A 21685-nucleotide genomic window follows, 5' to 3' on the forward strand; every position below is an offset into this window, starting at 1 on the left:
CGTCTTTATTTCTTGTTCAGCAGATATGCACTGCTGTTTACCTTTGTGGTTGTGGTCTTTCCGTTCTCCGTCACGGTCTTATACAGCGAAGCGTACTTATACTTGCCGCTGGTATAGCTCTTGCTGGAGAAAGAAATGGTCTTGTCCGATGTCTTAGTGCCATACAGCTTGACCGTCAGCGTACCTCCGCCGGAGCTTGCAACGACCTTAATCGGATACGGGGTATCATTGACAAACTTAAAGTCCTTGCTGCCCCAATATACCGCAGCATCCTGCGAAATCGGCGTGTACGAAATCTGGAACTGATGGTTGTAGCGCTCGGTTACCTTGAGATCGGCGCGCAGCACAGCCATGTACACCGTCGACGATACCTGACAAACACCGCCGCCCAGTCCGTCTACCTCCGAGCCGTTGGAGAAGATAATCGCGGAGCGGTATCCTCTCGATGCGGTTCTCTCACCGACAATATCGTTGTACGAGAATTCTTCGCCCGGATTCAAAATGGTTCCGTCAATCGAATTGCACGCCAGACGAACGTTGGTGGTACGGCCTGCCTGACCGCCGTTGTAATACGTCGTGGTCGAGCCCAGTACATCTCGGAACAGCAACGGCTCCAGATCTGCCTTGGTGACCTCTGCCTTGGTCAGTTCAACCGGAATGCTGTAGCTCTGCTGGCTCGCATCGCCGATAGCGGAAGAAATGGCACTTTCTTCTACCTTTACGCCGTCAACCGCTTCTTCAATGGTCTTGCCGTCTTTCTTGTTGACGGTTGCGTTCTTTGCCTCTGTGTTGACATCCTTGGCAATGGCAGCCGCATCCGGCTTATCCTGATCCTTCTCATAGGTTTCAATGGTGTACGGCTCAAGCTCTACGCTTTGCGCCTGTGCCGAAATGTCCTTGACCACCTTGCTCTTGTCAAACTCATTGCCCTGCTTGCCGGTGTCCACAATCAGCTTCTTCGCGTCCTTGTCCACCTTCCAGCTCGGCTGGGTCGGTTCATACGCCAGATCTTCCGCGATTTTATCTACCTGCTTCTCCACTGCGCCGTCCTTCAGCGTAGCGTTCAGTGAAATATCCCGTCCGCCAAACAGGCAGCCCAGTACGGTAGAAACGCGCTGGAAATATCCGCCCTCACGGCCCATCTGATATGCCTGCTGTGCCGAGGTCTGCGCATCAACGGATTTCGCAACGTCAGACAGCTTGATCTCGTAGGTCTTTTCCTCTCCGCTGACGGTATCCTTGCCGCTCAGCTCGATGCTCTGCTCCAGCACGCCGTTCTGTACATCGCTGGAAATATAGCTTGCAGCTTGTTCCTGCGTCATGCCGCTGAGCTTGTATTCGTCTGCGACCTTTACGCCCGGAAAAATCTTGCCGTATGTATAGGTATATACGCTCAGCGCAACGACTGCAACGACAACAACACCCGCGATGACAGCGGCAATGCGCTTGCCCATGCCGCCGCCGGATTTTCTCTCCGCGCGCGGCTTTTTGCCGTTTCCGGAGCCGCCGTCGGTCTGTGCAATCGGCTCGAACGGCTGGGTTTCCTCCTGCGCTGCACGGCGCGGGGGTTCCTTCGGCTGCTCTGCCTCGTCATCAATTTTTACTGCTGCAATCTTCATCGTTTTGTCGTCCGATGCATCTGCTGCAGCTTCCGGCTCCTCCGGTGCGGCTGTTTCCGGCTCTACAACATCGCCGCCGGTTACATTGACCGGAATTGCCGTTTCCCAATTGCCGTCCTTTGTCTTTTTCTTCATCTCAAAGGCCGCTGCATTGTCTGCGTCCTCTTTGCTGACGATGGGAAAACCCTTGGTGCTTTCTCCTACACCGTTCTGTTCTGGAGTTGCCCCAGACTGCTTCTTATCATCCATGCAGTTTTATAACCTCCTGCCTATCTTTTCAATCAATCTTTCCCGCATACGAAATCATTTCCGTTTCCGGCGCACGGCCGGACTATGAACCTATCATAGTGCATTGCACAGCAAAATGCAATTACAATTCCGAAACAATTCCATGTCGTTTTGATTACTTTTGGATAGCGGCGAGAATCTTTATGCGTTATACGTTGAAACGGAACTCTACGATATCGCCGTCACGCATGACATATTCCTTGCCTTCCGAGCGAACGAGACCCTTTTCCTTTGCTGCAACGAGCGAGCCGCAAGCCATCAAATCATCAAAGGAAACAACCTCTGCGCGGATAAAGCCGCGCTCAAAGTCGGTATGAATTTTACCGGCAGCCTGCGGTGCCTTCGTGCCCTTCTTGATGGTCCATGCACGCACTTCCTTCGGGCCTGCAGTCAGGAAGCTCATCAGACCGAGCAGGTCATAGCAGACGCGAATCAGACGATCCAGACCCGATTCCTCCAGACCCAGCTCGGACAGGAACAGTTCCTTCTCGTCGTCCTCCAGGCTGGCAATGTCCTGTTCCATCTGCGCACAGATCGGCAGTACCATCGAGCCTTCGTCCTCCGCAATCTTGCGAACCGCTGCCAGACGCGCATTCTCGGTCTCATCGCCGGTGAAGCCGTTCTCGTCCACGTTTGCCGCATAGATAACCGGCTTGGAGGTCAGCAGATCGACGGTGTCAATCAGTTCCTTTTGTTCCTCAAATTCCGAGAAGGTGCGTGCGGTGTTGCCGCCCTCCAGATGATCGTACAGGCGCTGGAACACTTCGATTTCCGCATTGTACTTTTTGTCGCCCTTTGCGAGCTTCTTGGAACGCTCAATGCGGCGCTCCAGCAGCTCCATATCCGACATAATCAGCTCCAGATTGATGGTCTCAATGTCGCGCTGCGGGTCAATGCTGCCCTCAACATGAATGATGTTCGGGTTGTCAAAGCAGCGAACAACATGCACGATGGCATCCACTTCTCGGATATGAGACAGGAACTTGTTGCCCAAGCCTTCGCCCTTGGATGCACCGCGCACCAGACCGGCAATGTCAACAAATTCTACAACAGCCGGAATGGTCTTGGGCGGCTGATACATTTCGCTCAGCTTATCCAGACGTTCATCCGGCACGCTTACCATGCCGACATTCGGGTCGATGGTGCAGAACGGATAATTCGCCGACTCCGCGCCGGCATTCGTGATGGCATTGAACAGGGTGCTTTTTCCCACGTTCGGCAATCCGACAATACCAATTTTCATGTGTTACGCTCCTTTAATCTATCCTGCGGGATGATTTGGTCACCCCGGTTATTTTTACATACTTTTATAGTATACACCTGTTTACATCTTCTGACAAGCATCCTTGTGTAGTCAGTGTAACGGAATTCCCCCCTGATTTTCCGCCGAATTTTGGAATATGTCTGTGTGTACTTTTTGTGAAAAGCATTCTATAATAAACAGGAACAAAGATTACAATTCCGTTACACATTCTTTATATACCCATTGATTTTGGAGGAATCGCAATGCCTGCGCTTGTCTCTCATTTTATATTTGCAGACTCTGCCCTGCACGACGCCCAGCCCTATCTTGTCAAAGCCATTCAAGCGGCTCCGCTCGCTTTTCGCTGGGGCGCGCAAGGGCCGGACATCTTATTTTTTCACCGTCCACTGGCGGAAAACAATATCAACCGCATCGGTCACCGGATGCACGAGGAGCGCATCGGCCGCATGTTTCAGGCGCTGACCGACGAATGTGCGCGCAGCCGCACGCCGGAAGCAACGGCGTATCTGCTCGGCTATTGCTGTCACTATATTCTCGACCGCACCGTCCATCCGTTTGTGACGTACATCGCCAATTACCGCATCGACCCGCTGTATCCGCAGCTGTCGCTGTCCGCTCAGCACAATCTGTGCGAGGCGGAGCTTGACCGCGCCCTGATTGCAGCCGCACACGGCGGAAATCCGGCGGATTATCCGGCGCATATGCTTCTGTCATATGACAACAAGACGGCGACCATCATCGGAACCATCTTATCACGCGCCATTTGGAGCGTATACGGCACACGCGTGCCGGTTTCCGCAGTCAAAGCGTCGATGCGTTCGATGATTCATGTACAGCACATGCTGCGCGACCGTTCCGGACGCAGACACTCGGTTTTGTCATGGCTGGAACACCGTCTCCATATTTCCGGAGATTTCTCCAGCTTAATCCGCCCGCTGACGCCGCTGGATGCAGATTGCACCAACCACAGCCACCAGCCTTGGATTGATGCTTCGACACCGCATCTGCGCCGCTACACGGATTACTTCCAGATTCTCAACAGTGCGCAGCGTCCGGCCGCCCATCTCATGGAATCCTGCTATGACGCCGTACAAACCGGCAAGCCGCTGCCCAAACAGGCATTTGCACTCAATTACATGGGAATCCCCGAAAGATAACATGTTTTACACACAAAAAGGCTGTTTTTTCGTTTGAAAAACAGCCTTTTTTCTTTATGCTTCTTGTGGTTGTTCCGGCTGCTCCGGCTGTTCCTGCTTCGGCGGAAGCGGCGCAATGCGCAGCGCACGAGCCAAAAGCACCAGCAGATACACACCGGCGAGCAAGTACATTCCCGCGCGGAATGTCGTCGAGACGCCGAAGTAGCGCAGAATGCCCAGATCGGAATTGGCACGCAGCTCCCACACCAGCAGACCGCCCGCGTTGGTCAGCGCCAGATAAACAGCGGCACCTGCGGAAACAAAAAACCGCGGTGCGCATCCCGTGGAAAACAGGAATCCGCTCATGCTGTAGAATGCCAGCATGACAGCGACAATCAAAACCAACTGATAGGTGTAATCGGACAGCACCGGATTGGCGCTGTTGTCATGATACACCATAATGAGATCCAAGCATCCCCAGAACATCGGGATAATGGTATAGCAGCCGGTCTTTTTGGACACCGCTTTGTTATTTCCCGCTGCGAGCAGCAGCAGGCCGATGCCGGTGAGCAATCCAAGTGCCCATGTGATACCGGTTGCGCAGACAATGACCATGCTCGGCGCAATCAGCTGATCGCCCATAATAGTCGATTCTTCCAACAGCTGCGCCGGCAAATACACCAGCCCCAAAACCGATACCACTGCCATGCCGATGCCAAACAGCATGCACAGCGCGCGGCTGACACCGGAGCAATGGGAAAACAGCTGTTCATAGGCATACTCCTGTCCGCCATACCATGTGCGGCACAGCACAGCGGACACGATAACAAATCCAACCGTCAGCACCAGCAGGGCGGTTGCCGGCACATAGCCGGCAACCGGAAGCCCTGATTCACCCTCATAGCCATACAGCAGGCTCATGCCGCGCAGCACTGCGCCGCACACGCCCGCAATCAGTACAAGAAACAGATAACTCTTATGTTGTTTCATGCAGCGTTTCGCCTACCCTTTTATTTTTACTCATTGCGGCCGCAGCACTTCTTGTACTTCTTGCCGCTGCCGCACGGGCACGGATCATTTCTGCCCGGCTTTTTGATTGCCTTGCGCGGCGTGTTGGACACGCTTTCTTCACCCTCCGCACCGGATGCACCGGTCTCGCGGGCAACCTGTTCGCGCTTCGGCTCTTCGCCGTGTACGCGGACGCGTGCCGTATACATCATGCGAACGGTATCTTCTCGGATGAGCGCAATCATCTGATCGTACATATCCGAGCCTTCGCGCTTGTATTCAACAACCGGATCGCGCTGCGCATATGCACGCAGGCGGACACCGTTTCTCAGCTCTGTCATCGCGTCGATGTGTTCCATCCACTTTTCATCTACATTGCGCAGCAGAATGACGCGCTCCAGCTCACGCATGATATTCGGCGTGACATCTTCTTCCTTCGCCTGATATACCGCATGGGCAATCTCGCGAATTTCTTCGATGAGAGCCTCCGGCGCCATATCATCCAGCTCTTCATTGGTAAACTTCAAATCCTCCGGCGTCAGGAACAGTCCCAAGAAATGCTTGCGGATGTCCTCCACATCGCTCGGCTCCAGATACGTCTTTTCCCCGAGTACGCCGTGCACGGTTGTCTCGATGACGCTGTCAATCATGCTCAAAATGGATTCCTTCAGGTCGGCGCCGTCCAGAACATCCTGACGCTGCTTGTAAATCACTTCGCGCTGGGTATTGAGCACGTCATCATACTGCAGAACGTTTTTACGAATCTGGAAGTTTCTCGACTCAACCTTCTTCTGTGCGCTCTCGATGGCACCGGACAGCATTTTCTGGTCAATCGGCGTGTCATCGTCCATGCCCATCTTATCCAGCATACCCATGACGCGCTCAGAACCAAACAGACGCATCAAATCATCTTCCATGGAAATATAGAAGCTGGATTCACCTGGGTCACCCTGACGGCCGGCACGGCCGCGCAGCTGGTTGTCAATGCGGCGGGATTCATGTCGCTCTGTGCCCAGAATATACAAACCGCCGGCAGCGCGCACGCGCTCGCCCTCTTCATCGGTCTGCTTCTTAAATTCTGCCAAATGACGCTGATATTCTTCGCGCGCACGCAGAATTTCCTCGTCCTCGGTCTCTGCATAGCCGGTAGCTTCCGTGATAACCGGTTCGTCAAAGCCTGCCTTGCGCAGGGCAGCAACCGCCATATTTTCCGCATTGCCGCCGAGCACGATATCCGTACCACGGCCAGCCATGTTGGTGGCAATCGTAACTGCACCCAGACGACCCGCCTGTGCGACAATCTCCGCCTCCTGTTCATGGAACTTTGCGTTCAGGACATTGTGTGCAATGCCCTCCTTCTTGAGCAGCTTGGACAGCAATTCACTCTTTTCAATGGATACCGTGCCGACCAGAATCGGCTGACCCTTGGCGTGGCACTCCTGAATCTTTGCAATGGCTGCACGGAATTTGCCCGCTTCGGTGCGGTATACGGCATCGGAATTGTCTTTTCGTGCAATCGGCTTGTTGGTCGGAATCTCGATGACGTCCAGCTTATAAATCTCGCGGAACTCATCTTCCTCGGTCAGTGCCGTACCGGTCATACCCGACAGCTTGCCGTACATGCGGAAGTAGTTCTGGAACGTAATCGTTGCCAGCGTCTTGCTCTCGCGCTGTACCTTGACATGCTCCTTTGCCTCAATCGCCTGATGCAGACCCTCGTTGTAGCGTCTGCCGAACATCAGACGGCCGGTGTTTTCATCGACAATGATAATCTCGCCGTCACGGATGACATAGTCAACGTCCAGCTTCATAATGCCGTGCGCACGCAGCGCCTGATTGATGTGATGCGCCAGCGTCGAGTTTTCCGGATCCGCCAGATTTTCCACGCCAAAGTACTGCTCCGCCTTTTTCTGACCCATCGGCGTCAGCACAGCGGTCTTTGCCTTTTCATCAACGACATAGTCTGCGCGCAGCTGTTCGAGAATCTGACGATCCTCGTCCGTCATTGGCTTTGCCTTTTCCGGATTTTCCTTGCGTTCCTCTTCTTCCAAGCGCAGACGCTCGCCCTCTGCTTCCAAATCCAGCTTGTCATCGGTCTCCTTGATGCGGTAGCACTTGAGACGATTGACAAAGCTCTCTGCGCGCTCATACATATCGGTAGACTTATCTCCCTGACCGGAGATAATCAGCGGTGTGCGCGCCTCATCAATCAGGATGGAGTCCACCTCATCGACGATGGCGAAGAAATGTCCGCGCTGTACCATGCGATTTTTGTAAATCGCCATGTTATCACGCAGATAGTCAAAACCAAATTCGTTGTTTGTACCATAGGTAATGTCCGCATCGTACATCGGCTTGCGCTGATCCGGCGGAACGGCATGAACAACCAATCCAACCGTCAAGCCGAGGAAGCGGTAAACCTTGCCCATCCACTCGCTGTCTCGTTTTGCCAGATAGTCGTTGACGGTGACGATGTGCACGCCCTTTCCCGCAATGGCATTCAGATATGCCGGCAGCGTTGCCACGAGCGTTTTGCCTTCACCGGTTTTCATTTCCGCAATACGGCCCTGATGCAGCACAATGCCGCCGATGACCTGTACGCGGTAATGGCGCATGCCGAGCACGCGCCAAGCAGCCTCTCGCATGGTGGCAAATGCTTCCGGCAGCAGATCATCCAGCGTCTCACCTTCCTGATAGCGCTTTCTGAATTCGTCGGTCTTTCCGCGCAGCTGCGCGTCTGTCAGCTTCTTGTATTCCTCCTCCAGCGCATCGACTTTGTCCGCAATCGGACGGATGCGCTTGAGCTCATGGTCACTGTGTGTGCCAAAAATCTTGTCTAAAAACCCCATGAATCAAGTTCCTCTCTAAAATCAGACCGAAAAAGTTTGCCCTTGCGCACTCGTTCAGCCATTCACTTTGCATTATAACACAAATCCATTGTAAGAAAAACTAAATTTTTGTGAATAAACCGTATTTTGTTTCATAACACAAAAAATTCTTTACTTCTCTCCCCGCTTTCACTATAATATAGAGTTAAGAACATATGATTTTTTATTTGTGAGGAGAATTTACTTTGGCACTCATTGAATTTGAAGAATACCGCCAGAAGCTGCACGATCTCAAGCCTGCCATCGAGGAGCTTGGTCAGGCGTACAACCTCGAGCACGCTGCGGAAGAGGTAGAAGAACTGGAAAACCGCGCCTCCGAGCCGGGCTTCTGGGACGACACGGAAAAATCTCAGAAAATCCTGCAGCGCACCAAGGCGCTCAAGGACAAGATTGAAGGTTATCATAACCTGTGCGGCCAGCAGGAAGATCTGCTGACGCTGTGCGACCTCGCCATCGAGATGGATGACGACTCCATGATCGACGAGCTGCGCGAGGGCTTTGACGCGCTGAACGATGAGCTGGAGCGCCGCAAGCTGGCTACGCTGCTGCTCGGCGAGTACGATGCAAACAATGCGATTCTTTCGTTCCATGCCGGTGCAGGCGGAACCGAAGCACAGGACTGGTGCGACATGCTGTATCGCATGTACACCCGCTGGGCGGAGCGCCACGGCTTCAGCTATAAGATTCTGGACTATCTGGAAGGCGATGACGCCGGCCTGAAGTCCGCTTCTATTCTGATCGAAGGCGAAAACGCATACGGCTTCCTCAAGAGTGAATCCGGCGTACACCGTCTGGTTCGCATCTCTCCGTTTGACTCGTCCGGCCGCCGCCACACCTCGTTCTCCGCAGTTGAGGTTATGCCGGAAATCGACGATGACACGGAAGTTGATATCCGTCCGGAAGAAATCGACATGCAGGTGTTCCGTTCCTCCGGTGCAGGCGGTCAGCACATCAACAAGACCTCGTCCGCCGTTCGTCTGACGCATAAGCCGACCGGCATCGTTGTCAGCTGCCAGACCGAACGAAGCCAGTTCCAGAACCGCGACAACTGTATGAAGATGCTGCGCGCAAAGCTGGTGGAAATCAAGGAGCGTGAGCACTTGGACAAAATCTCCGACATCAAGGGCGATCAGAAGAAGATCGAATGGGGCAGCCAGATTCGCTCCTATGTCTTTATGCCGTACACGCTGGCCAAGGACACCCGCACCGGATTTGAAAACAGCAACATCGACGCAGTCATGGACGGCGATATTGACGGCTTTATCACAGCATATCTGACTGCACAGGCTACCGGCGAGCTCAAAGCCAAGTAACCGTGAAAAAAAGACAGATTGTAAGCATTGCCCTGTGTTTTGTCTGCGCCGCCATCATCGGCATCTGCTGTATGGCGGGCATCAGCAAGTGGCGTGCATATCAAGCGGAAGTAAAGCGTCAGCAGCAGCTTGCGCAATATACCGAGGATTTGACCGACGCCCTGAACGAGCTGTATCGCATAGAAACCGATTTGTTTCAGGACATTGCCAAGCAGCAGGCAAGCGGCATCGACAACCGCACCATTTTGCAGTCTATGCTCGATGCTGCGACCGCACCCATCGACGCGCTCGCTCATGTCCAAGCACCGGACGAGCTTGCCGATGCGCAGGCGCACTTCAAAAAAGCGGCTTCATCCTATCACACCATGGCGGATACGCTCAACGACATGCTGAGCGATGCTTCTACGACGGATACCGACCTGCGCGACGCGCTCATTGACATGCTGCCGGATGCGGTATCTGCTTTTGACGAAGTCAAAGCGGGCATCACTGTTTTGTCGAAGAACTCTGACATCACGCTTCCTGACAGCGCAAAACAGTTGGAAACTGTTCTGGATTCTTTTTCAGGAGACAGTTTGCGCTCTATTTTAACAGCACAGCCGTAATGATTTTCCCCTTCTCTGAACGGAGAAGGGGATTTGTGTTTCTGCACAATTTTCCCACTGTTATTTTGTGTATATCAATCATAATTTCACTGCCATTTTGTAACGTTTTACCAAGTTGTTCAGGATAACAACAGACAATTCTACCAAAGCGTTTTTCTTTGTCAAAACCGCCTATTGCATCTGCAGAAGAAATGTGCGAAACTATTCGTGCACCAAAAAAGGGGTGTATGGAAGGACAATTCCATATCTCAATGATATTTCACATTTCTTCTAAAGGAGAAGATTCATAATGACTACTGCTACGTTTGATTTTATGGCTCCGGCCACCGGCAAATGCGTTCCGATTGAAGCTGTTCACCACAGCCTGAGCGACCGCACCCTCGGCGAAGGCATCGCCATTTTCCCGAACAACAACACGGTTGTCGCTCCGTGCAACGGCGTTATCACCCGCGTTTCCGACCATGCTGTCACCCTGTTCGACAGCGAGCATGACATTGAGCTGCTGCTCACCGCTGACATGGAGGCACAGCACCATGATTTTCAGCTGCACGTCAAGGCTGGTCAGACGGTAACCACCGGCACCGAGCTGTTTTCCTGCGACGTTGCTGCCATCAAGGCACAGGGCGGCTATGTAGATTTTTCCTGCATCGTAACCAACCTGCCGGCTGAGGAAGTTTCCGTTTGCGCCGGAGATGTAGAGACCGGCAAGACCCGCATGTTCTCCTGCTCCTGCCCGATGGTATAAGCGCGTATAAAACGCAATTGTTTTGCAAACAATACAGGCACATCAGTCCATGGCTGATGTGCCTTTTGTTATCCCCGCAGAAAGGAGATGCCTATGCAGGAACGCACCAAATGTCTGATTATCGGCACATGCGCCGGAGCGGCAAACGGCTTTTTCGGCGCTGGCGGCGGGCTGTTTCTCGTTCCTCTGTTCACCGCTTGGCTCGGCATGGAGCAGAAACAAGCGTTTGCCACCTCTGTCGCCGTCATTTTTCCGCTGTCTGCGGTCAGTGTCTTGATTTATCTGCGCAGCGGAAATCTCCCTCTGCGATTTTCTGCGCCCTATCTGCTCGGCGGCGTGCTTGGCGGAATGTTTTCCGGTCTGTTGTTTTCCCGCGTATCCGTGCCGCTGCTGCGCAAAGCCTTTGCTTTGCTGCTTCTCTGGGGCGGCGTGCGCGCCGTGCTGCTGTTATGACGGCGGTTTTCATCGGTGCGGCAACCGGTATTTTATCGGGTTTTGGCATCGGCGGCGGTTCGCTGCTCATTTTATGGCTGACCATGGTGCAGCAGCTGCCACAGTACACCGCCGCAGGCATCAATTTATTATATTTTCTGTGCTGTGCGCCCGCAGCACTGGTTTCTCATATCCGTCACCATTTGATTGAGAAAAAAATTGCGCTGTGGTGTATTCTGGCGGGATGCCTCGCCTCGCCGGCAGCTTCTCTGCTCGCAGGTCTGCTCCCCATGCATTGGCTGCGCCGCGGATTTGGCATCTTGCTGCTTATCCTCGGCTTTCGTGAGTTGTTTTCGCGCACGCCCAAACAGTAGCATTTTTCACGCATGCATGCTATACTGAAATTATTCTTGCAAAATGGGGATGATTTTATGAACCAATCACAATTGCCCGGTATTGATATTTTACTCATAATTGCCGTTGCCGCTGTGCTGATTGGCATTGTTTTTTACACACGCAGACCACCAAAAATCCGCGTCGGAAAAAGCAATATCACCGCACAGGACTCCGCCTCGATTCTCAAGCTGTTTGCAGATGACACCAAATCGTTTGACTTTCGCGTGAAGGAAGATGCCGCACAGGTTACGGTCGCTCTCCACACCTGCACCAACCGCAAGTGGGCGGAGCCGGTGTCTCTCGCTGATTTTACGGATTTGGAATCCGGCAAATACCGCCTGATTATCCGCCGCGTCGGCACGATTATTGATATTTATCTGTGCAGCAATGCGGACTATACCCGCGTCGTACATATCACATCCTCCATCGCACCGGAGTATCTTGACGCGCTGTCCGAATGCAGGGTCATCGGGCAATTCGAGCTTTCCGACTGCAAAGCCGCCATCGGCAACGACAGCAGGACACCGCTCTGGGTTCTGCTCGGCAGAAAACAGGGAACGCTGACCGTGACGCAGGATTATCAGCACTCCGGCGGCACCACCGGCTTTGCGATTATTCTTCAGTTTCGATAAAAAAGAGCCGCTCGCGCGGCTCTTTTATTCTGTTTGTTCCAACGCTTCCAGCATCAGAGAAATTCCTCCAAATATCATATTGACTGGTTCTGACAAGCTATGTATACTATTCTATGAGCACACCATAAAGCGGTAGGCGGTTCGCGTCCTCTCCGATTTTATTCAGAGAGGAAGTTAAAGATTCTTTTTCTTGCCCTCTCTTAAAGAAGGGAGGGTGATATTGTGTATGTAACCTATGAAGGACTATTCCAGTGCATGACTGCAATTGGTACATTGGGTTTATTTATCGTAGCACTGCTCGAATACATCAGAAAAAGAAAATAACCGCCATGCTTCCTACACATTTGGCGATTATTTTCATATAAACACTAGATGAGAGGACGCGCCGTCTATCGGTGTGCCTCTTTTTTATTATCATAGCATTGGATTGTTAGAAAGTCAATGAAAAAGAGCCGCTCGCGCGGCTCTTTTTCTTTTCTGCTATTTGTTCAGCTTACAGTGCTGTCAGGTTCTTCAGCGAAATATCCATCGCCGGAGAAGCGTAGGTCAGCGCACCGGAGGATACGAAATCCACGCCGATATCTGCAATTTCCAGCAGGCGCTCTGCGGTAACGTTGCCAGAGCACTCGGTCTTTGCGCGACCGTCAATAATCTTGACCGCCTTGCGCATGGTCTCGTTGTCCATGTTATCCAGCATGATAACGTCTGCGCCGCATGCAGCAGCTTCGGTTACCTGTTCCAGCGTCTCGCACTCTACTTCAATCTGCGTGACAAACGATACATACTCTCGTGCCATCTGCACTGCCTTGGTGATCGAACCTGCTGCGCAAATGTGATTGTCCTTCATCATGACACAATCGGACAAATTGTAGCGGTGGTTGGTTGCGCCGCCGCAGCGTACTGCGTACTTTTCAAAGATACGCAGACCCGGTGTTGTCTTTCTGGTGTCGAGCAGCGTGGTGTGCTTGCCTTCCAGAATCTTCACCATCTTGTTGGTGTTGGTCGCGATACCGCTCATGCGCTGCAGGAAGTTGAGCGCGGTGCGCTCACCGGTCAGCAGCGTGCGAATGTCCGCATAAATGACACCAATCAGCTGACCCTTCTTGACTTCATCGCCGTCAGCATAGGTTGTTTCAAAATGAGCTTCTTCTTCCAGAATCTCAAATACACGTGCAAATACATCCAGACCGCAAATAATACCATCCTGCTTGCAAATCAGCTCCGCCTTGCCCAGCTGCGGCTGGCGCATAATGGCGTTGGTGCTGACATCCTCGCTGGTTACATCCTCGCGCAGGGCGTTGATGATGGCCGGGTCCATATTAAGCATCATGGTCGAGCCACTGATCATAGAATGCTTCATCCTTTCTCTTAATAGCTTTCAGAACCTCTGTGCGGTTCTTCTCGTCGATATCCGCATAAAATGCCGGATCAAATGGAATTTCATCTGTCGGCATCGGCTTGCCAGCCTCTACCGTCTCTGCAATGTGATTGGCTGCACGCTCTGCAAACACCAAGCTCTCCAGCAAGGAATTGCTTGCCAGACGGTTTCTGCCGTGTACGCCGTTGCAGCTGGTTTCACCGGCTGCATACAGGCCGTCCATCGAGGTCTCGCTGTCCGAATTTACCTTGATGCCGCCCATGAAATAGTGCTGGCCAGGTGTAACCGGAATCGGCTCCTTGGTCATGTCGTAGCCTTCCTTCAAACACTGACGATAGATGTTCGGGAAGCGGTTGCGGACAAAGTCCGGATCCAGATGGGTGACAGACAGCTCTACATACGGGCGACCGTCCTTCTCCATCTGCTTGCAGATTGCCTGCGATACAACGTCACGCGGCAGCAGCTCATTGACAAAGCGCTCGCCGTCCTTGTTGTACAGATATGCACCCTCACCGCGCACAGACTCGGAAATCAGGAAGCTTCTTCCCGGCTTGGTGGTATACAGCGTGGTCGGATGAATCTGAATATAATTGATATGCTCCACTTCAATGTGATGGCGCATAGCGATCGCCAGAGCATCGCCGGTAATATGACGATAGTTTGTAGAGAACTGGAACAGACCGCCGATACCGCCGGTTGCCAAAACAACCGCCTGTGTGCGGACTTCTTCCAGTGTACCGTCTGCGTTTCGGATAATGCCGCCCTTGCAGACATTTGCCTTCTCATCACAGATGATATCTACCAGCGTGGTATTTTCACGGATGGTAATGTTTTTGCGTTCTCTTGCGCGAGCCAGCAGCTTGCTGGTGATTTCCTGTCCGGTCAGATCCTCGTGGAACAGAATGCGGTTCTCGGAATGTGCGCCCTCACGGGTGAATTCGAAATTTCCGTTCTCATCGCGCTGAAAGTCCACGCCGTAATCAACCAGTTCCTGCGCAATATGCTGCGAAGAACGAATCATGATGTCCACGGATTCTTTGTTGTTCTCGTAATGACCAGCCTTCATCGTATCTTCGAAATAGCTGTCATAATCATCGTCATCCAGCAGCATGCACATGCCGCCCTGTGCGAGGAACGAGTCTGCCTGATCAGCCTCAGACTTGGTGATGACCAGAACCTTGTATTTTTCGGGCAGCTGCAATGCGTTAAACAATCCGGCAGCACCGGTACCGACAACCAAAATGTCAGCGGTTTCCATGTTTCGCTCCCCCTTACTTTCTTTCGATATTCGTGAGCACGGCCATGTGCTCCGTCAGATGTTTCATTTCCAGTTTTCTCCCTATTGACATGCGGTCTGCACCGCACAAACTTTTTACACTTCAGTATACCATACTGAAATGCATCCTGCAAGGCAGTTCCCCGCCTTGCACGGACACTTTTTGAAATTTTTCACATTTCATTATGCATTTTCCAAAACCAGTGGCGCCGGATTGAAGTCCGGACGATGCTTTGGATTCATCAGATATTCCTCTACCTTGTCCATTGTCGGTGCAGAAAAATATGCCGCGCCGCGCTTGGTAACAGACAATGCCGAAGCATACGTTGCATATTCCAGTGCAACCTCCGCATCTTTCCCGTACAGATACGCCGCCAGGAAATAGCCCTCGAACACATCGCCGGCAGCTGTGGAATCTACGACAGGAACCTTCAGTGAAGCCTGATATATCTGGCGTGTACCGTTCTTGTAAAATGCGCCCTGCGAACCAAGCGTAAACAGAAACTGCGAATTCGGATACATCTCTGCAAGCCGAATCAGAATATCTCCCGGCTGTACATAGCTCGTCATCGAGCGGCCTTCAATCTCATTGAGGCAGAACATTGAGATTTTGGTCAAATCGCTGCGCAGCAATTCGCGTGTACATGGCGACGGATTGAGAACGATAAACATCTTTTTCTCATATGCCGCATCGATAGCGTACTGCAGGCAGGAAATCTCATTCTGCAAAACGAGCACATCGCCTTCGCCGTACTGCGCCAGCACATCATCAATGTATGCTTTATCAATGGTTCGATTGGCGCCGCCATAAATCATGATGGCATTCTGACCGATTTCATCTACCTGAATAATGGCATGACCGGTGCGGCCTTCCACCACACGTACCGGAGAGATATCAATGCACAGCTGCTCCTTGAGCTTGTCCAACATTTCCTGTCCATCCGATCCAATCTGACCGGCGAGCTGTACCTCCAGACCGGCGCGAGCCAGCGTGACAGCCTGATTCAATCCCTTGCCGCCCGGGAACACTTCCATGTGAGAAGCGCCCTGTGTTTCCTTCGGGGTCGTAATATGTCCAACATAATAGTTATAATCAATATTGATAGAACCCAAAACCAATATTTTCATTGTTATCCGCCCTCCATTTTTTCAATTGTATCATGCTGTACAGCATGTGGATGCAGTTTACTAATATTATAAGATGTTTCTAAGTGAAGCACAAGAGTTTCCGCATCGTTTTCCTTCGGATATTTTCATCACGGCGAATTTTGCAAAAATCTGCGACAGATTTTTCAATATTTTAAGCAAATATTCTTGACTTTCCAGACATAAAACGATATGATAAAGAATACTGAAACGAAAGGATGATCGGAGCCATGGCTGTACAAAAAAAAGGCACAAAGCAAATAACTGCCAACAAAAAAGCCAGACACGATTATTTCGTTGAGGAGGCTTATGAATGCGGCATTGAGCTGTTCGGCACAGAGGTCAAGTCGATTCGTCAGGGCACGGTAAGCCTGAAGGATTCGTACTGCATCTTCCGCGACGGCGAAATCTTTGTCAAGGGCATGCACGTCAGCCCGTATGAGATGGGAAACATCTTCAACAAAGACCCGCTGCGCGAGCGCAAGCTGCTGATGCACAAAAAGGAAATCATGACGCTGTTCGGCAAGACCAAGCAGCAGGGATATTCTCTGATTCCGCTGTCTTTGTACTTTAAGAACGCGCGCGTCAAGGTCGAGCTGGGCTTGTGCAAGGGCAAAAAGCTGTACGATAAGCGCGAAGCCGCTGCACAGCGCGACGCCAAGCGCGAAATCGAACGCGCGATGAAGGCGCGCAGATAATCCTCTCTTTTCGTTCAGCACGAACTATCCGGGGACGTACCGGTTTCGACGGGGGCGTGGAATCTGGGATAGCGGGCCGCAGTGAGAATCTGCGTTAAAAGTCTCAAATGTCTAAATTTAACTGACAACAATTATTCTTTACAGGCAGCCTAATTAGGCGTGCCCGTTCTGCCTGAGAGTATCGCGGCTCGGGACAGAGCGTCATTTAGCGGTGAACGTGCGGCGGGTAAGCTTTGCCCCGCCCATGCATGATGAAGCTACCAACCCTGTAAGCCTGTCATTTGGCGTGCAGCAGCGGGAATTCCAATAAAATGACTGCGCCCGGAGAAGTCCTTGAGGAAGTACCTTCGGACAGGGGTTCGACTCCCCTCGTCTCCACCATAAGTCCACTGTAATTTCGAAATTACAGTGGACTTTTTCTTTTCCAATAAAATAATAAGGCTGCAGCAGACGTTCCTTTTCCGCAGGGAACATCTATTGCAGCCTGTTTTTAATGCCCGGCAATATCAGCGACAGAGAGAGCTTGTATACACTATCAACTCTCTCAGATTCGCCTGATGCAGACTTGTTAGATTGCTCACCCTCTCAGTCATTTGCTACGCAAATGCCAGCTCTCCCGAAGGGAGAGCCGAGGCTGATACTCAATACTTAATAGTATCTACGAACGGAATGCCAAGACCACCGGAATAGAAGTACACTGGAATGCGGTCGCCAACGGACAGAGACTGGAAGTCCTCTTCCGAGACCGCCAAATCCAGCTCCTTTCCGTGAGCATCTACTGTGATGGTATAATCATTTTCGCTTTCGTCGTACTTATGGGTCACGTTGCACACGTATTTTTCGTAAGGCTCACAGCTATCCAGCAGATAATTCGCCTCGCCAACACTGCCAAACGCAAAAATCAGGCAGTAAATTACAGCCGCAATCCTGACGTTATTGGTCTTTGTACGGTCACGGATAAGAAAAATGATTGATAGAATGATGCCGAAAATGGCAGAAAAGACAATCAGCTTGGTATACGACAAATAGTTGACGTCAAACAGTGCTCGGAAACACAAAGCAATGACCGGAGATCCAAAGGCAATCTGCATAGACACCATAGATAAGCCGCTGTTTTCCGATGTGGTAAACCATGGCGTAAAATACAGCGGCTTGCACACGCAGAGAAGAAAACAAATCAGTGCAAACACGAAGCAGGCGCCGACCCAAACATCATATGGATCGCAGATGACAAACGTTCCGATCATGAGCAAAGCACCCAAGACCGTACAGATACCGCCGATGATTTTACACTTGCGCAGGGTTTCTGGGTTCTGCTCCGCAGAAAGAGCCTGTTCTCGTTCTGTATTTTGGGATTCCTGCTGTTCTTTTGCCAATTCCTTATCGGATTTTGGCGGATAAACAGCAGAAACATCGGACAAGAAGTCCATCACCTGCTGTTCCGCTGGCTTTTCCAGCACAATAAACCGCTGTACCTTTCCTTCATATGTAAAGTGGAAGGAACCACAGTTTTCCAGCTGTGTCGATGCGCTGAGCTTGCGTGACAGCCGACAGCTGGAGATGTCCTGTTTGCGATACAGCTTGTCTTTTTTGGCTACCTCTATGTGGTCAGCATCCGGCGTCTGCGCGAGAAGCAGTTCTGTATCAATGCCGAATGTCTCGTTGCCGAGATAGCGGAAGTAATACACCTCACCGCAGTCATATACCATATAAATGCGGTCACTTGGAAATCCCATGAGCATCAGACTGGACAGCTCACCCTCCGGCGGATAATCCAGTTCGGACACCTCTTCCTGCTCGGTGTCCTCTACCATGTCGTGTTCGTTCATAATATCCTCCTGATAAGTTTTGTAACAAAGATTATACAGGAGGAGTTATATTCTGTCAAATAAAAAAGAAACTGCCGCAGAGCAGTTTCTTTTTTGGGAATATCCGAACTTATCGCTCTCGATACCGCCACTGAAAGTTTTGTATGCTCCCACTATAGCAGAAAGACACAGAGACGTCAATAAATGTACACACAACTTAAGAATTCTTAAGAAATGCACCTGCGCGCAAAAAAAGAATCCGTATGCGCGCGGGCACACGGATTCTTTGCGTTTGTTTACTTGTGCGTGTCCGGCTGCTTCTGCTTGCCGTTGTACTTCTGCGTTGCGGCAGGCACACCGTTTGCAATCAGTTCAGACACTGCGAGTACAGCGCGTTCCACCGCGTCGTTCATCGCAGGCAGCTCTTCCTCCGTGACGTTGGACAGCACCCAATCCGCCAAATCATAATCCGGATGCGGCTTGGCGCCGACACCGACCTTGATGCGCGGGAACTGCTCCGAGCCCATCATGGCGATGATGCTCTTGACGCCGTTTTGTCCGCCGGCAGAGCCTTTCGGACGAATGCGCAGGGCGCCGACAGGAAGTGAAATATCATCAAAAATGACGAGGACATGCTCCGGCGGAATCTTATAAAAATCCGCCGCTTCCGCCACGGCATCTCCCGATGCATTCATGAAGGTCTGCGGCTTCATCAGCAGGCAGCGATGCCCGCCGAGAACCGCTTCACCGGTCAGCGCATGAAACTTGGAGCGGTCACAGCGCACACTGTGCTTGCTGCAAAGCGCATCCATCACGCGAAAGCCGGTGTTATGGCGGTTGTTTTCGTACTTTTTTCCGGGGTTGCCGAGACCGACAACCAACCAGTCGATGGGCTGGGCGGCAGGCTTGTTTTTCTGCTCCTGCTCCAGCTTTGCAAAAATATCAAAAATAGACATGAATTAACCTTCTGCTGAAACAATAAAATAGTATACCGGCTGACCGCCGTTGATGATGGTAACTTCCGCCTCCGGAGAGTCGCGGTGTACCATCTTTTCGACGCGGGCTGCGTCCTCCTCGGTCATGTCCGCACCGTAAATGATGTTGACAAACGCGGTATCCTTTTTGCACATTTCACGCAGCATCTTTTTGACGGCGTCATCCAGCTTGCGGCTGTTTGCGCACAGCTTGGACTCAACCAGAGCAAGGTATTCGCCTTCCTTGATTTTCTTGCCGTCAAAATCCGAGTTGCGGGCAGCATAAGTAATCTGACCCGAACGAACATTGGCAGCTGCATCCAGCATTGCCTCACGGTTCTCGTCCATCTCCGCGCCCTCGTCAAACGACAGCAATGCAGAAATGCCCTGCGGGATGTTCTTGGTCGGGATGATAACAACCGTCTTTTTCTCGCACAGCGGAACAGCCTGCTCCGCTGCCATGATGATGTTTTTATTATTGGGCAGAACGTATACAATTTCAGCCGGAACGGCGTCAATCGCGTGCAGAATATCATCTGTGGACGGGTTCATGGTCTGACCGCCCTGTACCATTTCATCTACGCCGAGATCTTTGAATACGTTGACCAAACCGTCACCGGCTGCAACGGATACAAAACCATATTTCTTTTCCGGTTCTGCGATCTTCCGCGCGGTGCTTTCCAGTCCGGCAGCTTCCTCTACAATCTTTGCGGAATGCTGCTGACGCATGTTCTCGATTTTTACGGTGAGCAGCTGACCGAATTTCAGTCCGGCTTCCAGTGCCTCGTTCGGCTGGTCGGTGTGCACATGCACCTTGATGATGTCATCATCTTCCACGACAACCAGACTATCGCCAATGCTGTTGAGGAACGTGCGCAGGCGCTGTACATTGCGCGACTTGTCGCGGCGCTCTGCGATAAACTCGGTGCAGTAGGTAAAGGTAATATCTTCATCCTTAATATCGCTGAAGGTCGCGCCGCTCTTTGCTTCCGGCTCCGGCTCTGCGATTTTGCGCTGCTTGTGAATGCCGTTGTATGCGTCGCTCATGCCTTCCAGTACTGCCAGAAAACCAAAGCCGCCGGCATCGACAACGCCTGCCTTTTCCAGCACCGGATTCTGATGCGTGGTTTCAGCCAGTGCTTCGTGACCCTTTTCCAGTGCAGCACGCAGCACATCTCCGCAGCCTGCATCCGGATTGGACTGGCACAGCTCAACCACGTGCTGTGCTGCCACGCGGGACACGGTCAAAATCGTGCCCTCTGCCGGCTTCATGACTGCCTTATATGCGGCCTGCACGCCTTCCTGCAGCGCAAGTGCCAAATCCTGACCATTGGCTTCCTTGCAGGTTTTGAGCTGCTTGGACATGCCGCGGAACAGCAGGGACAAAATGACGCCGGAGTTTCCGCGCGCACCGCGCAGCAGAGCCGAAGCGGTCATCTTGCTTGCAGTTGCTAAATCAATGTCCTTGTCCAGCTGCTTGGACATCTCGTTCTTTGCGGATGCCATCGTCAGCGACATATTGGTGCCGGTATCACCGTCCGGCACCGGAAAAACGTTCAGTTCGTTTGCTTCGTCTTTTTTCTCTTCAATGGACAGCGCGCCCTCGATGACCATGGCACAGAACAACTGTCCGTCTATCAGTTTTGACAATTCGTTTTGCCTCCTTATTTAGTCCGCACGGATTGCGTCCACGTAAATATCGACATTCTTTACGTCAACGCCAGTCATTTTCTCTACATTGTAGCGGACTTCGCTAATAATCGAACGGCAGATGGTCGCAATGTTGACGCCATGTTCCACAGCAAGATGCAGGTCAATGTTTACGCCGCCGTCCTCTGCCTCCGTGATGCGCACGCCGCGTGACATGTTCTCTCGGCGCAGCAGGTGAGCAATACCGTCCGAAACAGAACGAATGGTCATTCCCTTGACGCCGAAGCAGCTCATTGCTGCGTAACCAGCTATATCAGCCAGAACCTCTGGCGCGATGTTGATAAATCCGAGATCGGCTTTGATCGTCATCACTATTCCTCCTCTAACCAATCTAATGTAAGGTCTCCATTTTTTTGCAGATTCCTGTTT

General features: G+C 51.9%; 19 protein-coding genes and 1 other RNA gene. 9 read left to right on the plus strand and 11 right to left on the minus strand.

What is annotated here, in order from left to right; all coding sequences use genetic code 11:
- Nucleotides 1-5 precede the first annotated feature (5 nt).
- The gene (locus tag KQI75_RS05530) at nucleotides 6-1868 is read right to left on the minus strand and encodes a VanW family protein (RefSeq protein WP_216469730.1); all 1863 of its coding nucleotides are present in this window, start codon (nucleotides 1866-1868) and stop codon (nucleotides 6-8) included.
- Between the two features lie 187 nt (nucleotides 1869-2055).
- Nucleotides 2056-3150, minus strand: a complete 1095-nt coding sequence (gene ychF, locus KQI75_RS05535) for a redox-regulated ATPase YchF (RefSeq protein ID WP_216469731.1) — start codon at nucleotides 3148-3150, stop codon at nucleotides 2056-2058.
- Between the two features lie 263 nt (nucleotides 3151-3413).
- Between ychF and KQI75_RS05540 the strand changes: the two genes are divergently transcribed.
- Entirely contained in the window at nucleotides 3414-4328 is a 915-nt protein-coding gene (locus KQI75_RS05540) for a zinc dependent phospholipase C family protein (protein ID WP_216469732.1), read from the plus strand.
- Nucleotides 4329-4382: 54 nt separating this feature from the next.
- Here the strand turns inward: KQI75_RS05540 and KQI75_RS05545 are convergent, their stop codons facing one another.
- Together KQI75_RS05545 and secA are read right to left on the minus strand one after the other, a co-directional pair.
- Entirely contained in the window at nucleotides 4383-5297 is a 915-nt protein-coding gene (locus KQI75_RS05545; RefSeq protein WP_216469733.1) for a hypothetical protein, read from the minus strand.
- A 26-nt stretch (nucleotides 5298-5323) separates the two neighbouring features.
- The gene (secA, locus tag KQI75_RS05550; protein WP_216469734.1) at nucleotides 5324-8164 is read right to left on the minus strand and encodes a preprotein translocase subunit SecA; all 2841 of its coding nucleotides are present in this window, start codon (nucleotides 8162-8164) and stop codon (nucleotides 5324-5326) included.
- 224 nt (nucleotides 8165-8388) lie between these two features.
- Here secA and prfB point away from each other — a divergent pair, with 224 nt between their 5' ends.
- The 6 genes from prfB (at nucleotide 8389) to KQI75_RS05580 (ending at nucleotide 12326) form a co-directional block, all read left to right on the plus strand.
- On the plus strand, nucleotides 8389-9516 hold the full coding sequence (gene prfB / locus KQI75_RS05555) for a peptide chain release factor 2 (RefSeq protein WP_216469735.1): 1128 nt from the start codon (nucleotides 8389-8391) through the stop codon (nucleotides 9514-9516).
- A gap of 2 nt (nucleotides 9517-9518) precedes the next feature.
- Nucleotides 9519-10121, plus strand: coding sequence for a hypothetical protein (locus KQI75_RS05560; RefSeq protein ID WP_216469736.1), 603 nt, complete (start codon nucleotides 9519-9521; stop codon nucleotides 10119-10121).
- A 289-nt stretch (nucleotides 10122-10410) separates the two neighbouring features.
- Nucleotides 10411-10866 (plus strand): PTS sugar transporter subunit IIA, encoded by a 456-nt coding sequence (locus tag KQI75_RS05565; RefSeq protein ID WP_216469737.1) that lies wholly within the window; start codon nucleotides 10411-10413, stop codon nucleotides 10864-10866.
- Between the two features lie 93 nt (nucleotides 10867-10959).
- Entirely contained in the window at nucleotides 10960-11319 is a 360-nt protein-coding gene (locus KQI75_RS05570; RefSeq protein WP_216469738.1) for a sulfite exporter TauE/SafE family protein, read from the plus strand.
- Complete coding sequence (locus KQI75_RS05575) at nucleotides 11316-11672, plus strand: sulfite exporter TauE/SafE family protein (RefSeq protein WP_216469939.1); 357 nt, start codon at nucleotides 11316-11318, stop codon at nucleotides 11670-11672. Before KQI75_RS05570 ends, KQI75_RS05575 begins: the two co-directional genes overlap by 4 nt.
- Before the next feature lie 57 nt (nucleotides 11673-11729).
- The gene (locus KQI75_RS05580; RefSeq protein WP_216469739.1) at nucleotides 11730-12326 is read left to right on the plus strand and encodes a hypothetical protein; all 597 of its coding nucleotides are present in this window, start codon (nucleotides 11730-11732) and stop codon (nucleotides 12324-12326) included.
- Between the two features lie 493 nt (nucleotides 12327-12819).
- Here KQI75_RS05580 and nadC read toward each other — a convergent pair whose 3' ends face one another.
- The 3 genes from nadC to KQI75_RS05595 all read right to left on the minus strand — a co-directional run bounded on the left by nadC (nucleotide 12820) and on the right by KQI75_RS05595 (nucleotide 16108).
- Complete coding sequence (gene nadC / locus KQI75_RS05585) at nucleotides 12820-13686, minus strand: carboxylating nicotinate-nucleotide diphosphorylase (RefSeq protein ID WP_281416180.1); 867 nt, start codon at nucleotides 13684-13686, stop codon at nucleotides 12820-12822.
- On the minus strand, nucleotides 13646-14962 hold the full coding sequence (locus KQI75_RS05590) for an L-aspartate oxidase (protein ID WP_216469740.1): 1317 nt from the start codon (nucleotides 14960-14962) through the stop codon (nucleotides 13646-13648). Before KQI75_RS05590 ends, nadC begins: the two co-directional genes overlap by 41 nt.
- A gap of 201 nt (nucleotides 14963-15163) precedes the next feature.
- The gene (locus KQI75_RS05595) at nucleotides 15164-16108 is read right to left on the minus strand and encodes a ribokinase (RefSeq protein WP_216469741.1); all 945 of its coding nucleotides are present in this window, start codon (nucleotides 16106-16108) and stop codon (nucleotides 15164-15166) included.
- Nucleotides 16109-16356: 248 nt separating this feature from the next.
- On the opposite strand from KQI75_RS05595, the gene smpB reads away from it, so the two are divergent.
- Both smpB and ssrA read left to right on the plus strand, forming a co-directional pair.
- Nucleotides 16357-16824 carry an SsrA-binding protein SmpB gene (gene smpB, locus KQI75_RS05600; RefSeq protein ID WP_216469742.1) on the plus strand — a complete coding sequence of 156 codons (468 nt, stop codon included), beginning with the start codon at nucleotides 16357-16359 and terminating at the stop codon, nucleotides 16822-16824.
- Between the two features lie 30 nt (nucleotides 16825-16854).
- Nucleotides 16855-17205: a transfer-messenger RNA gene (gene ssrA, locus KQI75_RS05605) on the plus strand.
- 260 nt (nucleotides 17206-17465) lie between these two features.
- Here ssrA and KQI75_RS05610 read toward each other — a convergent pair.
- The 4 genes from KQI75_RS05610 to KQI75_RS05625 all read right to left on the minus strand — a co-directional run bounded on the left by KQI75_RS05610 (nucleotide 17466) and on the right by KQI75_RS05625 (nucleotide 21625).
- Nucleotides 17466-18653 carry a hypothetical protein gene (locus KQI75_RS05610; protein WP_216469743.1) on the minus strand — a complete coding sequence of 396 codons (1188 nt, stop codon included), beginning with the start codon at nucleotides 18651-18653 and terminating at the stop codon, nucleotides 17466-17468.
- 275 nt (nucleotides 18654-18928) lie between these two features.
- Nucleotides 18929-19588, minus strand: coding sequence for an aminoacyl-tRNA hydrolase (gene pth / locus KQI75_RS05615; protein WP_216469744.1), 660 nt, complete (start codon nucleotides 19586-19588; stop codon nucleotides 18929-18931).
- A gap of 3 nt (nucleotides 19589-19591) precedes the next feature.
- Nucleotides 19592-21256: a DAK2 domain-containing protein gene (locus tag KQI75_RS05620; RefSeq protein ID WP_330655505.1), complete on the minus strand. Its 1665-nt coding sequence runs from the start codon at nucleotides 21254-21256 to the stop codon at nucleotides 19592-19594.
- A gap of 18 nt (nucleotides 21257-21274) precedes the next feature.
- Complete coding sequence (locus KQI75_RS05625) at nucleotides 21275-21625, minus strand: Asp23/Gls24 family envelope stress response protein (RefSeq protein ID WP_216469745.1); 351 nt, start codon at nucleotides 21623-21625, stop codon at nucleotides 21275-21277.
- Nucleotides 21626-21685: the final 60 nt, after the last annotated feature.

The sequence above is a fragment of the Butyricicoccus intestinisimiae genome (genome assembly GCF_018918345.1).
Lineage (GTDB): Bacteria > Bacillota > Clostridia > Oscillospirales > Butyricicoccaceae > Butyricicoccus_A > Butyricicoccus_A intestinisimiae.